This window comes from Nocardia sp. NPDC003726 (assembly GCF_053586955.1).
Genome location: NZ_JBSFNF010000004.1, coordinates 67,400 through 80,758, shown reverse-complemented (window position 1 = coordinate 80,758; position 13,359 = coordinate 67,400). Strand labels below are relative to the sequence as shown.

General features: G+C 67.7%; 16 protein-coding genes and 1 tRNA gene. 11 read left to right on the top strand and 6 right to left on the bottom strand.

The window, feature by feature from the left end; genetic code table 11:
- A partial coding sequence (locus ACWDMM_RS07045; protein ID WP_357881820.1) for an MspA family porin occupies positions 1-95 on the top strand: 95 nt, incomplete at its 5' end.
- Between the two features lie 75 nt (positions 96-170).
- Here ACWDMM_RS07045 and mscL read toward each other — a convergent pair.
- From mscL to ACWDMM_RS07025, 4 genes are all read right to left on the bottom strand, one after another.
- Entirely contained in the window at positions 171-575 is a 405-nt protein-coding gene (gene mscL / locus ACWDMM_RS07040) for a large conductance mechanosensitive channel protein MscL (RefSeq protein ID WP_195082419.1), read from the bottom strand.
- Between the two features lie 117 nt (positions 576-692).
- Entirely contained in the window at positions 693-1,358 is a 666-nt protein-coding gene (locus ACWDMM_RS07035; protein WP_195082420.1) for an SAF domain-containing protein, read from the bottom strand.
- An 87-nt stretch (positions 1,359-1,445) separates the two neighbouring features.
- Positions 1,446-1,748 carry an FmdB family zinc ribbon protein gene (locus ACWDMM_RS07030; protein WP_195082421.1) on the bottom strand — a complete coding sequence of 101 codons (303 nt, stop codon included), beginning with the start codon at positions 1,746-1,748 and terminating at the stop codon, positions 1,446-1,448.
- A 69-nt stretch (positions 1,749-1,817) separates the two neighbouring features.
- On the bottom strand, positions 1,818-2,426 hold the full coding sequence (locus ACWDMM_RS07025) for a 5-formyltetrahydrofolate cyclo-ligase (protein WP_195082422.1): 609 nt from the start codon (positions 2,424-2,426) through the stop codon (positions 1,818-1,820).
- A 66-nt stretch (positions 2,427-2,492) separates the two neighbouring features.
- Between ACWDMM_RS07025 and ACWDMM_RS07020 the strand changes: the two genes are divergently transcribed.
- The 5 genes from ACWDMM_RS07020 to ACWDMM_RS07000 all read left to right on the top strand — a co-directional run bounded on the left by ACWDMM_RS07020 (position 2,493) and on the right by ACWDMM_RS07000 (position 7,088).
- On the top strand, positions 2,493-3,449 hold the full coding sequence (locus tag ACWDMM_RS07020) for a UTP--glucose-1-phosphate uridylyltransferase (protein ID WP_067795398.1): 957 nt from the start codon (positions 2,493-2,495) through the stop codon (positions 3,447-3,449).
- Between the two features lie 150 nt (positions 3,450-3,599).
- Complete coding sequence (gene glp, locus ACWDMM_RS07015) at positions 3,600-4,856, top strand: molybdotransferase-like divisome protein Glp (RefSeq protein WP_195082424.1); 1,257 nt, start codon at positions 3,600-3,602, stop codon at positions 4,854-4,856.
- A gap of 12 nt (positions 4,857-4,868) precedes the next feature.
- Complete coding sequence (locus ACWDMM_RS07010) at positions 4,869-5,519, top strand: GNAT family N-acetyltransferase (protein WP_195082425.1); 651 nt, start codon at positions 4,869-4,871, stop codon at positions 5,517-5,519.
- Positions 5,520-5,781: 262 nt separating this feature from the next.
- The gene (sepX, locus tag ACWDMM_RS07005) at positions 5,782-6,924 is read left to right on the top strand and encodes a divisome protein SepX/GlpR (protein ID WP_195082426.1); all 1,143 of its coding nucleotides are present in this window, start codon (positions 5,782-5,784) and stop codon (positions 6,922-6,924) included.
- A gap of 91 nt (positions 6,925-7,015) precedes the next feature.
- Positions 7,016-7,088 (top strand) — tRNA-Ala (locus ACWDMM_RS07000).
- Between the two features lie 221 nt (positions 7,089-7,309).
- On the opposite strand, the gene ACWDMM_RS06995 is transcribed toward ACWDMM_RS07000, so the two are convergent.
- Complete coding sequence (locus ACWDMM_RS06995) at positions 7,310-7,591, bottom strand: SRPBCC domain-containing protein (RefSeq protein WP_449936662.1); 282 nt, start codon at positions 7,589-7,591, stop codon at positions 7,310-7,312.
- Positions 7,592-7,824: 233 nt separating this feature from the next.
- Positions 7,825-8,469 (bottom strand): HAD family hydrolase, encoded by a 645-nt coding sequence (locus ACWDMM_RS06990; protein ID WP_323124152.1) that lies wholly within the window; start codon positions 8,467-8,469, stop codon positions 7,825-7,827.
- 1,181 nt (positions 8,470-9,650) lie between these two features.
- On the opposite strand from ACWDMM_RS06990, the gene dcd reads away from it, so the two are divergent.
- The 5 genes from dcd to ACWDMM_RS06965 all read left to right on the top strand — a co-directional run bounded on the left by dcd (position 9,651) and on the right by ACWDMM_RS06965 (position 13,359).
- Positions 9,651-10,199 (top strand): dCTP deaminase, encoded by a 549-nt coding sequence (gene dcd / locus ACWDMM_RS06985; RefSeq protein ID WP_357208052.1) that lies wholly within the window; start codon positions 9,651-9,653, stop codon positions 10,197-10,199.
- Position 10,200: 1 nt separating this feature from the next.
- A complete protein-coding gene (locus tag ACWDMM_RS06980; protein WP_195082429.1) occupies positions 10,201-10,830 on the top strand; it encodes a hypothetical protein in 630 nt (209 codons plus the stop codon).
- A 125-nt stretch (positions 10,831-10,955) separates the two neighbouring features.
- A complete protein-coding gene (locus ACWDMM_RS06975) occupies positions 10,956-11,930 on the top strand; it encodes a thymidylate synthase (RefSeq protein ID WP_357208046.1) in 975 nt (324 codons plus the stop codon).
- Complete coding sequence (locus tag ACWDMM_RS06970) at positions 11,927-12,433, top strand: cytidine deaminase (protein WP_357208043.1); 507 nt, start codon at positions 11,927-11,929, stop codon at positions 12,431-12,433. The genes ACWDMM_RS06975 and ACWDMM_RS06970 overlap by 4 nt, the downstream gene beginning before the upstream one ends.
- Positions 12,430-13,359, top strand: a complete 930-nt coding sequence (locus ACWDMM_RS06965; RefSeq protein WP_195082432.1) for a phosphotransferase — start codon at positions 12,430-12,432, stop codon at positions 13,357-13,359. Before ACWDMM_RS06970 ends, ACWDMM_RS06965 begins: the two co-directional genes overlap by 4 nt.

Sequence of the window (13,359 nt, the reverse complement as noted above, 5' to 3'; positions counted from 1 at the left end):
ATGCCCAGGCGCGGGCGTTCGTGAGTGTCGAGGTGGAAACCGACAATGTCATCACCTGGGTGACGTTGTGGGGACAACCGTTCAGCCTCGGCTGAGCGCCGGATCCACACACGATCACGCGAACGGGCTCGTCACCGACGGGCCCGTTTTCGCTTGCGGCACGGTCGGAATCAGAATTCGTGCCTGCCGCCCGAGCTGGTCTGGCCCTCGGCGAGCAGGTCGCGGATCTGGATCAGCACCTCCGAATCGGTGAGCGTGGTGTCGTCGGGCCGGAAGCGCTTCTTCAGGCGGGCGGCGGGCAGCACGAGCACGAAGAACAGCACCGTGGCGATGAGCAGGAAATTGATCACGGCCGTGATGATGGGACCGACCTGCACGAAGGTCGCCGGTTTGTCGGCGACCAACCGGAACCCGAGGCCGATGTCGCCCGGCCCGCCGATGACGGCGAGCAGCGGATTGATGATGCCGTTGGAGATCGCGGTGATGATCGCGACGAACGCGGTACCGATGACCACGGCGACGGCCAGGTCGATCACGTTCCCGCGGAACAGAAAGTCTCTGAACTCTTTGAGCATGGCCGGTGTCTCCTCTGTTTCGTGGAGCTGGGCAGTCGTGCTCGGCGGTACCCGCGCGCCGGTAGGCCCGATGCTAACGAGCCACCGGCGAATATCCGCCGAAGCAGGATCGGCGGGTCAGTGGAAGACGACGGTGAGCGCGGTACGCAGCGACGCGCCCGCCACGGCGGTGGCGTGCTCGGCGTCCATCGCGACCAGGACCACTCGTTCCGCGGCTGCGCGGCCGGTTCCACCGCCGGAGACGAGGACGACGGCGGCGTCGGTGGCGAGGGTACGGGCCGGCCGGGCGCCGGCGCCGCCCGCGTCTTCGGCGCCTATCACGTCGACGCGATCGCCCGCGCGCAGGATGTCGGCGACCGCGGTATCGGCGAGGCGGACCGGCACGATCCGCGCCTCGCGGGCGCCGGCCGCCGCCGCGGCCAGGCGCGGCCCGACGACGCGCAGGTCGGTGAACATCTCGCCGCGGCGCATCGCGCCGGCCAGCGTCGCGCCGACGATCACGGCGGGGTCGGTGACGGCGCCCGCGGGTAGCGTGCCCGCTTCGCGCGGGGCGGCGCGCAGGTCACCCGATTCGAGGAGTCTTCCTGGCGCGAGGTCGCGTGCCGCGACGAGCACCGTCGTGCGTTCGGTGCCGGGATCGCCACGAAGGAAGAGGAACGCCGCGAGCGCGGTGAGAGCTGCGGCGAGCAGTCGTCGGAGGAGGACGGCGTCGGCCCAGGGCGGGCGCTGCCACCCGGCGGGATTCCAGCCGCCGCGGCCGAGATCGGCGAGTGCGCGAGTCATGGCCGCAGCCTATGGCCGGGCTCGCGCCGACCCGGCCGGGATCACGGCGGGTTGTGGATAGGTGACCGGCTGTGGAAAACCGGGGAATCAGCTGGCTACGGCCGTGCTGGTGGACGCGGTCGACCCGCTCGACGAGCCGGAGTCGGACGCGGAGGACGAAGACGAACTCGAGCCGCTGTCGGACTTGGCGGGCTCGCTGGCGGTGGAGGAGCCACCGCGGCTGTCGGTGCGGTAGAAACCGCTGCCCTTGAACACGATGCCGACCGAGTTGAACAGCTTGCGCAGCTTCCCCGAGCACTCCGAGCACACGGTCAGCGCTTCGTCGGTGAACGACTGAACGATGTCGAAGCGGTTGTCACACTGGGTGCACGCATACGAGTAAGTAGGCACAGGATCCTCCGCGGTGTTCGTCGATCTGGCACTCTACAGCCGACAGTGCCAACACCGCCAATCGGTGTTTCATTCCCCAGGGTAATCGCCGCCCAGTCGGCGCAGTCCGCCGCGCGGCGTCAGCGCCCAACCCATGCGCAGGTCGTGCGTCTCCTCCGGCAGCCGGTCGACCAGTTCATCGTCGCGGACCACCGCCACCAAGCGCGCGTCCGGCCGCGCGGCGGGCAGCGTGCGGTCGTAGTAGCCGGCGCCGCGGCCGAGCCGTACACCGCGCAGATCCACCGCGAGAGCCGGGACGAGAATCAGGTCGGCGCGGGTGATCGCCTCCGGGGGCAGCGCCGCGCCGGTGGGTTCCAGCAATCCGTAGCGGGCCCGGCGCATGGCGCCGGCGCCGGTGTACTCGGCCCAGCTCAGCGGTCCCGGCGGCCCCGTGACCGGAACCAGCACCCGCGCCCCACCGCCGCGCAGCGCGTCCAGCATCGCGGTGGAGCCCGGTTCGCCCGCCACCGGCACATACGCGCAGACCCACCCGCGGACTCCCATCGTGCCGACCGTCGTGGCCAGGGCGAACGCTTCCTTTTCCCGCTCCGTGGCAGGCATCACAGCCCGGCGGGCGAGTAGTTCCGTGCGCCATGCATGTTTATCGCGCTCGCCGGGCATGTTCACAGTGATCACCATAGGCTCACCCCGGGACCGGGTCGGCGACGCCGATCCGGCGGCGTGATGGATGGATAGGGTATGCGTATGACAGCAAAGGCCGGACAGCCCGGTGACGCCGCGGAGGTGTCGTGCTTCCGCACGGCCGTGGTGCCCGCGGCCGGGCTCGGAACACGGTTCCTGCCCGCGACCAAGACGGTGCCCAAGGAACTTCTTCCTGTGGTGGACACACCCGGCATCGAGCTGGTCGCCGCCGAGGCGGCCGGCTCCGGCGCCGAGCGGCTGGTGATCGTCACCTCACCCGGCAAGGACGGCGTGGTCGCGCACTTCGTCGAGGACTTGGTGCTGGAGAGCACGCTGGAGGAGCGCGGCAAGTTCAAGCTGCTGGAGAAGGTGCGCAAGGCGCCGGGACTGCTCGATGTCACCTCCGTGGTGCAGGAGGAGCCACTCGGGCTCGGGCACGCCGTGGCCCAGGCCGAGCAGGCCCTCGACGACGACGAGGATGTCATCGCCGTCCTGCTGCCCGACGACCTCGTGCTGCCCCGCGGTGTGCTCGACGTGATGTGCCGGGTGCGCCGCAAGCGCGGCGGAACGGTGCTGTGCGCCATCGACGTCCCCAAGGACGAGGTCAGCGCCTACGGCGTGTTCGACGTCGCGCCGGTGCCCGACGCGGTGAATCCGAATGTCCTGCGCGTCAAGGGGATGGTGGAGAAGCCCGCGCTCGCCGACGCGCCGTCGACGTTCGCCGCCGCGGGCCGGTACCTGCTCGATCGCGCGATCTTCGACGCGCTGCGCCGCATCGAGCCCGGCGCGGGCGGCGAATTGCAACTCACCGACGCCATCGCACTGCTGATCGCCGAAGGACATCCGGTTCATGTGGTGGTGCACCGTGGGTCGCGCCACGATTTGGGCAACCCGGGCGGTTATCTTCGTGCTGCGGTCGATTTCGCACTGGAACGAGAGGAATACGGCCCCGCTCTGCGGGAGTGGCTGCAGCATCGGCTGAGCCCGGACTGGGATCCGCAGCTGACGACCGGCGACTGACGGACCCGGCCGGGGTTTCGCCGAGAGTGGACCGTCGGGTACGAATGATGGTTCACCGCGGTGCGCGCGCGAATGCGCTTGCGCCGCGGCGGGATCGCGCGCCCGTGCGGGCGAGCCGGATGGAGTGCGGAGAGGATCAGGAAGGGCTGGATGCGCTCGGTTGAGGATCAGCAGATCAAGGTGACCGCCGCGGCGGTCGCGCCCCGGCCGGTCCGGGTCGCGATCTCCGAGGCCCAGGGCCTGCTGTGCGCCGAGGATGTCGTGACCGAACGGCCGCTGCCCGGCTTCGACCAGGCCGCCATCGACGGCTACGCCGTGCGCAGCGTGGACGTGGCCTCCGCCGGGGCCGACATCAGGGACGAACAAGGCGAACTCGTCGACCTGACCCTTCCTGTGGTCGGCGAGGTGGTCGCCGGTTCCCGGCAGCCGATTCGCTTGCAACCCCGCCAGACCGTCCGGGTGGACACCGGCGCGCCGATGCCGACGCTCGCCGACGCGGTGCTCCCCCTGGACTTCACCGACGGCGGGCGAGCCAGGATCAAGGTGTACGAGCCGGTGCGCTCCGGCGACTACGTGCGGCGGATCGGTGACGATGTGCAGCCGGGCGATGTGGCGGTGCGCGCGGGGACCATCATCGGCCCCGCGCAGGTCGGCCTGCTCGCCGCGGTCGGTCAGGACAAAGTGCTGGTGCACCCGCGTCCGCGACTGTCGGTGCTGTCCGTGGGCGGCGAGCTGATCGATATCGACCGCACGCCGGGCCCAGGCCAGGTCTACGACGTGAACTCCTACGCGCTCGCCGCGGCCGCGCGGGACGCGGGCGCGGACGTCAACCGCGTTGGCATCGTCAGTTCCGATCCGCGCCTGCTGCGCGACGTGGTCGAGGGACAGTTGGTGCGCTCCGAGGTGGTCGTCATCGCGGGCGCGGTGGGCGGCTGGGCCTCCGAGCAGGTCCGGGAGGCGCTGGAAGGGCTCGGCGAACTCGAGATCACCCGCGTCGCCATGCATCCCGGCTCGGTGCAGGGTTTCGGGCGGCTCGGCCGCGACGAGGTGCCGACGTTCCTGCTGCCGTCCAACCCGGTGGGCGCGCTGGTGGTGTTCGAAGTGATGGTGCGGCCCTTGATCCGGATCGCCTTGGGGCGCAGGCATCCCATGCGCCGGATCATCAGCGCGCGGACCATCACGCCGATCAGTTCCATGGAGGGGCGCAAGGGCTACCTGCGCGCGCAGCTCATGCGTGACGAAGCCACCGGGGAGTATCTCGTGCAGCCGCTCGGCAACGGCAATTCGTCCTCGCACCTGCTCGCCACGCTCGCCGAGGCCAACAGCCTGATCGTGATCGACCCCGACGACACCGACATTCGCACCGGTGACGAAGTCCAGGTCGCCTTCCTCGCACAGCGCGGCTGAGACGTGGAAGCCATGAACGTCTTCCGGGCGACGCAGCATCCGGGATGGCCCGCGCGACTGGGTCCGGTCCGGGTCGCCGCCGGACAGGTGACCTTGCGTCCGGTGCGGTTGCGCGACGCGGCGGCCTGGAGCCGGATCCGGTTGCGGGACAGAGCGCATCTCGAGCCGTGGGAGCCGACCGGCCGTGGGTCGTGGGAAGCGCGCAACCACGCCTCCAACTGGCCCTCGCTGTGGTCGAGCCTGAAGGCCGAGGCCAGGCGCGGTGCGATGATCCCGTTGGTGATCGAAGTCGACGGCACGTTCAGCGGGCAGCTGACCGTGGGCAATATCGTGCGCGGCGCACTGCGTTCGGCCTGGATCGGGTATTGGGTGGCCAAGGATCTCAGCGGGCAAGGCGTCGCGACGGCGGCCTTGGCGCTCGGCCTCGACCACTGCTTCGGGCCGGTGGGCCTGCATCGGGTGGAAGCGACCGTCCGGCCCGAGAATCTGGCCAGTCAAGCGGTATTGCGCAATGTCGGTTTCCGGGAGGAGGGGCTGCTGCGGCGCTACCTCGACGTGGACGGCGCCTGGCGGGATCACCTGCTGGTCGGCATCACCGTCGAGGAAGTGGCCGGAACGGCCCTGGACCGGCTGGTGCGAGAGGGGCGCGTCACCCTGCTGTAGAACCGGCCACCGGAGCGCGGTGACATTGGTGGGAATGTGACAGGTGTGGCGGATGTGCACGGCGCGCCTGCCGGAACTTGGTGCTACCCGGAATTAGCCTACGGACGTCGATGGTGCGTCTTGCGCCATCGGCAGTGAGCCTGCGAGGGGATCGGCGTCCGCGCCGTCGCGTCGGACGGGGGCCGACCGAGCGCGGGGCGTGTGACGCGCCGCTGGCGGGCCGAGCCGGAGGAAACCCAGGCGGGACGGAGGTGCTGACGCGATGCCGAATTCGATCCTGTGGATCGGTTTGGTCGTGCTCTGGGTCTTCGTCCTGTTCCCGATCCTCGCCGACCGTCACCCCAGAATCCGCCGCACCACCGACGCCGCGCTGGCCACCAGAGTCCTGCACCGCGGCGGAGGCAAGCGACGTCTCAAGAAGGGCCCGGCTGCCGGGCACGAAACCGATCCGAACTGGCGGCCCCGTGGGCGACCCGATGGACGCCGCGTACCGAGAGAGTATTCCCACAGCGATGATGCGGAGGACCGGATGACGACACCGGCCGACGAGCCCGCCACCGAGACCGACGAGGACAGCACACCCGCGGCCGACGACGCCGTGGCGTCCGACATCGCTGACGCCGGAACGGACGACCTCGAGGACAGCGAATTCACCTCCGCCGCACCGGAGGACGAAGCCGACGACGAGACGCGCCACGACGTGCCGGACGACGAGACGGGCCACGACGTGCCGGACGCCGACGAAGGCGCCGAAGTCGCTGCGAAGATCGACGCGGAGACCGATGATGACCGCGTGGGCGCACACCACCCCGAGCCGGTCGCGGCCAGAATCCCGCCTGCGCGCTCCACCGCGCCCGCCCTCGTGGACTACGACGAGTACGACGACTACGACGACGCGGGCCACGACGAGCAGGATTTCGTCCCCAGCCGCCGTGGCCGCGGCGGTTACGACCCCGAGGCCGACGCCATTGCCCGCGCGGCCCGCTACACCTTCCGTCAGCGTGCCGTGCTCGGCCTGCTGCTCACCGCCATCCTCTTCGGCGCCGTCGCGCTCGTGCTCACCCCCCTGTTGTGGTGGGGTTGCGGGCTCGCCGTCACGGTGCTGGTGACCTATCTGGCCTACCTGCGCAAGCAGGTGCGGATGGAGGAGGAGATCCGCCGCAGGCGCGCCGCCCGCCTCAACCGCGGCCACCAGGCCGAAGCCGACCCGCGTGCGCGCCGGGGCCGCGCCCCCCGCGGCGCGATGGACCGCGACACCGCGCGCGCGATCCGCCGCCGCTCCACCTTGGTCGACCCCGACGACGAAGACCCCATGTTCGCCCACCTCGACCCCTTCGACCCCGCGACCGCCCGCGCCCTGCGCACCCGCGCCGGCCGCGACATGCGCCGCGCGGCCGGCGCATGACCCGCCCGCATCTTCGCAGGTCAGGGTACCGATTCGGAGACTAGGGGGATGGCCTGATACAGTGTCACAGCGCGGTTCCCCGGAGCCGCACGGGGCTATAGCGCAGTTGGTAGCGCGTCTCGTTCGCATCGAGAAGGTCAGGGGTTCGATTCCCCTTAGCTCCACAAAACGGCGAAGCCGCAGGTCAACGACCTGCGGCTTCGCTATTGCGTGACATTGCGCGAACACATCGCGGTGATTCGGCGCCGCTTGTTTCGAGCCAGGGCCTTCAAGGCCCGACACACTCGGGCAGTTGGGGTAACGCTCGCTCAGCCGTCTGCCCATTCTGGGGGACGGTCAGAGTGCGTCGGCACCATCTCCGCAGTCGACTCAGGTTTGGGGTGGATCACCTCACCGAGTCGCGGCAGGACGAGTTGTCTCCAACTGCGCTCCGTAGCGTTGCGCGCCATCTTCTGTCGACGATCTTCGATATCGAACCTGTCTGCGTCAGCAGCAGTCGTGTGCCACGACCCTGCGGCTGCAGCGTCCAGTCGACAGTGCACCGGGCGCGATGCTCAGGCTGCGGGTACATCCAGCTGTACGTCAACTGCTTGCACGGCGGGGCCGCTAGCACCTCGCAAATGATCTCGTTGCGTCGGGGATTTTCTAGAAGTACGGCAACGCCCATATTCGGTGCGGCGTCGACCTGTGACTCGAAACGGGAGGAGGCGGGCCGAGTAGGCACCGGCCTGTAGTCCGGCCACGCTCATCGATCGGTACTTCCGGCTCGCATCGACGATATCGGCGTTCCCGCGGAAACGCTCGGCTGGGATACCCCAGCCGAGCGCCCGGCCGAGTTCGTGTGCACTGTCGACCGGCAGCGGTGTCGCGCCCGGAAGCCCTTTGGCGACTGGTGGGGAACTACGCGGCGATGGTGGTGATGCGCAGGTGGGCCTCGATGTCGGTGGGTGAGCCGGTGTAGTGGAGAGTGCGCAGGCCGAGGGTTGCGGCGGCTCGGCAGTTGTCGGCGCGGTCGTCGATGAACAGGACGCGGGTGGGGTCGCTGGCTCCGGTGGCGGCGAGTGCGTTTCGGTAGGTGTCGGGGTGGGGTTTGTTCATGCCGAGGCGGGCGGAGTAGAGGGCGTCGGTCATCAGTGTGCGCCAGTCGGAGGCGTCGAGGGCATCGCTGACGGGGTGGGGGGCGTTGGACAGCAGCACCATCGGGAGAGCGGACCGGCGGGCATGGTGCAGCAGTGCGACGACGCGGTCGTCGGTCCGGGTCCACAGCGAGGTGTCGACGGCGCGCAACTGGGTGAGCAGTTCCGGGGCCGGGCGGTGGCCGAGCACGGCGGTCCAGAAATCCGCGTCGTCGAGTTCGCCGGAATCGTAGGGTTCGCGGGCGCTCCAGAACGCGTTCTGGAAGGGGCCGAGCTGGTCTGTGGGCCATCCGGCGAGTTCGGCGAGCCTGCTCCACATCGGAATGGTGGGCTGCAGGCCGATGACGCCGTTGTAGTCGAAGATGACCGCGTCGAGTTCCGCGGGCTGGTGAGGTAGGGCGATTGTCACCGGATCTCCAAGGCTTGATGGGCAGGACAGCCACGCCTGCGGCGAGCAGGGCGGGCGACATGGGGGGGCGGACGGCGGCGATAAGTCGCGCGCGTTCCGAATTCGGCGCGATGGTGCGTGTGGAAAAGCTCATGCGCCATGGATTTCACCGTCGAGAACGAAATCGGCTGCGTGGGTGTGACGATTCCCGCCTGTTCCATGACGAAGCAGGCGCACAAATGTGGATCGAAGGAACGTTTCGCGTGTCGAAGACTGAAGGTGCGGCGCGACGCTGCGCGAACAAGCCGAAACCTACCAAGGGGTACGGCGCGTCACCACTCGGAACGGGCGTTGGTGATCCGCTCCACAAAGTGCGGCTCCAAGGTCTCACCGGCGTCGTAGCCGAGATCGCCCGCCGAGGTCGGGCGGCGCGGACCGCCAGGCAGCCTCGCCGTATGACTCGGCACAGCTCGGCATTCGCCTGGCGCAGGAGAAGCACTGCTGCTCAAAGAGTTACGCTGGTCGGTCGTCCCGTTGATCCGGCGGAAACTGCTGTCGGGTGATCTACTTCGCGCGGTGTCGCGGGTAGTCCGCCGCCGGATCGGTCTGCCGAGAAGCGGTGAAGCCGCAGGGTGCCCGCCGCGGACTACACTGACCTCGCCGTCGTGGCGGGCGCATGTTTCATCAGCCGAGCAACAGAACGGCCGGGCGCTGTCACGTTGCCGCGCACTGTCCTGTCGTCGCCGACGCGGCCGTCCGGTCCGGACACACATAAATGCCCATGACATGCATCAATGCGTCTTTCCGCCTCGCATGTGATTGCCATCAGGCGTGCAGTCGGCCTAGGTTCGCCTTATCGGAAATTTGGATCGAGCGAGGGTATCTCGGTTCGCGGGAAGAGTACTGGGTGGCGGAAAGGCGATTGTCTAGCCTGCGGATTTATGAACGCGTAGTTCGGGGGGCGGTATTCGGCGTGGTAGTCGCCTATTCGCGCGGATCGGAATAGTCCGACCGGGCGGAGCGTCACGGAGTGATCCCACTTCGACTTCGACGAAGACTTCTCCGGTGGAACCGGATTCGCGTGTAGTCGATGGGATGGGCAGGGATCGCTAGCCGATTTCGCAGTCATATCTGGCTTTCGGCATCCGGGGATCATATCGAGGACGAGATAGTCCAGTTCAAGAAAGGCTTTGGGGGGTCACATGATCCTGACTGGCAGTGAAATCGAGTCACAGGTGGCGCAGGGTCGGATCATCATCGACCCCTTCCAGCCCGAGCAACTGAACCCGAACAGTTACAACTTCCGTCTCGGAAACGTTCTGAAGGTCTACAGCGAGTCCGTGCTCGATGTACGCAAGCCGAATCCGGTGCAGACAGTGTATCTTCCGGAGGACGGTATGGTCCTACAGCCTGATCGCATCTACCTCGGCTCCACCGTGGAAGTGATGGGCAGTGACCACTATGTCCCCATCATCCGCGCTCGATCGGGTGTGGCGCGGCTCGGGCTTTTCATCCACATCACGGCCGACCTCATCGACATCGGATCCGTGAACCAATGGACGCTCCAACTGCACGCGGTTCAACCGCTGCGGATCTACCCGGGGATGCTGCTCGGTCAAGTCACCTTCTGGCGTACCGAGGGCCCCGTGACTCTTTACTCCGGCAAGTACCAGGGCAGTATGGGGCCGCAGGAATCCGCTATTCATCTGGACTTCGACAAGTCTCCCCGCGAAGCGATGGCGGGGCTTTGAAATGGCGAAGCAAGTGCGATTGGCACTGTTCGGAGCATCCGGCGCGGGCAAGTCGACGACGTGCCGACTGATCTTGGACGCCGTCCAGCGGCAGGGACGCACCGGTGCCGTAGTGAAACTGGCGGAGCCACTGTACGACCTGCAACGCCTCATCTACTCGTTGTGCGGCCAGCCGATCGCCGAACCGTACCGGCAGGACGGCATGCTGCTGAGTTCGCTGGCAGACAATTTCCGGCGAATCGATCCCGAATCGCTGACCCGTCTGTTCGCGGCACGTGTCGCCGACGCCGAGAACTCGAATGCCGAGGTCGTCATCTGTGACGACGTACGTCGGCCGGACTACGAGGCCCTGCGGAAGATGGGGTTCCGGTTCGTACGGATTTCCGCACCTGACGAACTGCGAATCCGCAGGCGGGCGGAGCGCGGTGATCTCGCACCGGTCTCCGATCAGCATGTCGCAGAGGTTCCCATATCCCTGGCGCCGGACTTCGAGGTGCTCAACGACTCCACCATCGAGCACCTCGCCAGACAGGTTCAGGCCCTGACCGACGTCGTCGCAGGCACTTGGCAATCGGGGCTGGTCGCCGAGTCTCCCACCACGGCCGGTTCGATCGCGGGCGGCGCGCAGTGACCACAGCCGACCAGGTCCGCACCGGCTCGTCGCACGCCGGCCTCGGCCGCGGACCTTCCACGGATGCCTCCGGAGGCGGTGCTGGCGAACACGGAAGCAATTTGCCCACCACCGTCGGCCAGGCCGTGACCGACGCGCTGGCACGTCTGCTGGAAGGCGGTCAGCTGGTCCAGACATCGGGCGGCAAAGCATGGCGAGAGTTGCTGGGGTTCAGTACGGGAATGAGCCGGCCGCGCTGCCGAATCTTCATACCGGCCACGGGAAGTTTCGACCTCATCGGTGCGGTCAGCAGGTTTGTCTGGATGATGCGCGGTGACGAGGCCACTTCGACCATCGCCTACTACGTGCCTCCGGCCGCGAACTATTCGCCCGACGGGTTGACGCTGCCCGGCTCGAATTATGGGCACCGGTTGCGCCGGAGCCTGCCCGGCGTCGACCAGATAGACGGCGTCATCGCGAGATTGCGGGAATCGCCGCAGACGCGTCAGGCGGGCACGGTGATCTGGAACCCGATGGATGCCGTCCGCGAGGCGATCGACGTTCCGTGTGCGATGGGCACCTTGTATCACGCGCGTGTCGACGGCCTGATCGCGACGACGATGATGCGATCGAACAAGCCGCTGACCCTCATGCCGTTCAACTTCTTCGAATTCTCGATGCTGGGGGAAATGATCGCGGCCGAGACCGGAACTCCGTTCGACTCGTATCGACATTGGATCGCGGCGATGCAACTGCCCGAGCCGGATGTCGCGAGAGCCGGAGCGCTTCTCGGCGGCGAATCCTACAGCGTCGAGATGCCGGTGATGCCGACCGATCCGGCGCCGCTGCAGCAGGTCCGGCAATTGTGCCTTGCGGAAGAGCAAGTACGGACCGCTTCGTCGTTGTCCGAAATGATGACGTGCCTGGCACGCGCGGAGGACCTCTTGCACCCGTACTGGATGGCGCTGCTCGGCGTGCTGTCCGTGCGTTGGCTCGACAGACACGGCGAACACCAGCACGCCCAGCGGGTACTGAGCGGGCTACCGAACCATTTCGGTGACCCGCTCACGGTCGCACGCGCTCGGAGGCTGTTGGCCGATGCGGGAAAGGCGGGACGATGATCCGCGAGGACGCGAGCGCGCTCGAGGAGGTCGCCCGCTCCCTGATCGCGCGGGCCGATCAGCTCATTCGACGACACTATCTCGAAGAGCGCCACCAGATCGGCGCCGTGGTACTCGATCCGGACGGCCACTATCACGACGGAATCCATCTCGAAGCGATGATCGGCCGTGCTTCGACATGTGCAGAAGCATGCGCCCTGGCGAATGCGATCATGGCGGGCGCCCGCGGTCTGTCGATGGTCGTGGCGGTCCGGCATCCGAAGCCGTCGGAACCGGAACAGGCACCGAAGATCGTGCCGCCGTGCGGCCTTTGTCGCGAACTCTTGCTCGACTACGCGCCGGACATCCTCGTTGTACTCCCTGACGCGCAAGCATTTCAGATCGTATCCCTCGGCGAAATGCTGCCGCACAAATACATCGGGACCAAGTGGAAGCACGAAGGTGCGACTACTGGGTTGCGGCGGTCCGACGCACGAGCTGTGCCCGCAGGGAGGGGCGCATGAGTGCGGAGGTCGGTGGCCGATGGTGGGAAGACGCGCTCACTCATGTGCGCCGGGTCTGCGGGTTGGCCGACCATGAGGTTCGCATGGCCGAGATCGGTCATTGCGCGAGCTTCGCGGTGCCCGATCGCGCATTGTTCGTTCGTATCGGCCGAGTGGGCAGCGAGGCCCAGGCCATCAATGCCGTTCGGTTCGCGAAGACGTGCTCGGATATCCCCGGAATCATCGAGCCGGCGGCAATGGCCTTCGAGCAGCCGTTATCGACCCCGAGCGGCCCGGTCACCTTCTGGCCGTTGTTGGATTCGGTCGGAGGCGACATCGATTACGCGTGGTTCGGCGCCACCCTACGCGGCATTCACGACCGGGACGACGCGCCGATAGTGAACGAGCACCGACAAACAAACCCGAACCTTGCGGCCGCGCGGTTGCAACGATTGCGGCGGGCATCGTATGCCGGCGACGAAGTCGTCGCGCACTGCGCCGACATGATGGCGCGGATCCAAACACTGCGAGAGCGGCTCCTGCCTGGTCTGCGCACCGGGCTGATCCACGGTGACGCATACGCGGCCAACGTGGTCAACACGCCGCACTGCCCGTTCCTGGTCGACTATGACACTGCCGGGCGCGGACCGCTGTACTGGGATCTTGCCCCGATCGTGGTCTCGCATCGCCGCTTCGGCACTCCTGCGGCGGCTGTGGACGAGATGTTTGCCGCGTACGGCCGAGACCCTCGCAGCGATCCGGCGTTCTGGGACGTCGTGCGCGTTCGTGAGTGGGGTGCGATCACCTACCTCATCGACCTCGCGGCGGCCGACGAGAGCTACTACCGCGAGCTCGTGCGGCGACTACGGACCGGCGACGGAACCGGGGTCTGGCGAGGCCTCGACGAACTTCGCGCCGAGCGCACTCTGCCCGCAGGCATCAGATAA

Excerpts from the sequence above, each read along its gene's own strand:
- mscL (WP_195082419.1), bottom strand. The coding sequence starts at position 575 with ATGCTCAAAGAGTTCAGAGACTTTCTGTTCCGCGGGAACGTGATCGAC.
- ACWDMM_RS07035 (WP_195082420.1), bottom strand. The coding sequence starts at position 1,358 with ATGACTCGCGCACTCGCCGATCTCGGCCGCGGCGGCTGGAATCCCGCC.
- ACWDMM_RS07025 (WP_195082422.1), bottom strand. The coding sequence starts at position 2,426 with ATGGTGATCACTGTGAACATGCCCGGCGAGCGCGATAAACATGCATGG.
- ACWDMM_RS07020 (WP_067795398.1), top strand. The coding sequence starts at position 2,493 with ATGACAGCAAAGGCCGGACAGCCCGGTGACGCCGCGGAGGTGTCGTGC.
- glp (WP_195082424.1), top strand. The coding sequence starts at position 3,600 with ATGCGCTCGGTTGAGGATCAGCAGATCAAGGTGACCGCCGCGGCGGTC.
- ACWDMM_RS07010 (WP_195082425.1), top strand. The coding sequence starts at position 4,869 with ATGAACGTCTTCCGGGCGACGCAGCATCCGGGATGGCCCGCGCGACTG.
- sepX (WP_195082426.1), top strand. The coding sequence starts at position 5,782 with ATGCCGAATTCGATCCTGTGGATCGGTTTGGTCGTGCTCTGGGTCTTC.
- ACWDMM_RS06995 (WP_449936662.1), bottom strand. The coding sequence starts at position 7,591 with ATGGGCGTTGCCGTACTTCTAGAAAATCCCCGACGCAACGAGATCATT.
- dcd (WP_357208052.1), top strand. The coding sequence starts at position 9,651 with ATGATCCTGACTGGCAGTGAAATCGAGTCACAGGTGGCGCAGGGTCGG.
- ACWDMM_RS06980 (WP_195082429.1), top strand. The coding sequence starts at position 10,201 with ATGGCGAAGCAAGTGCGATTGGCACTGTTCGGAGCATCCGGCGCGGGC.
- ACWDMM_RS06970 (WP_357208043.1), top strand. The coding sequence starts at position 11,927 with ATGATCCGCGAGGACGCGAGCGCGCTCGAGGAGGTCGCCCGCTCCCTG.
- ACWDMM_RS06965 (WP_195082432.1), top strand. The coding sequence starts at position 12,430 with ATGAGTGCGGAGGTCGGTGGCCGATGGTGGGAAGACGCGCTCACTCAT.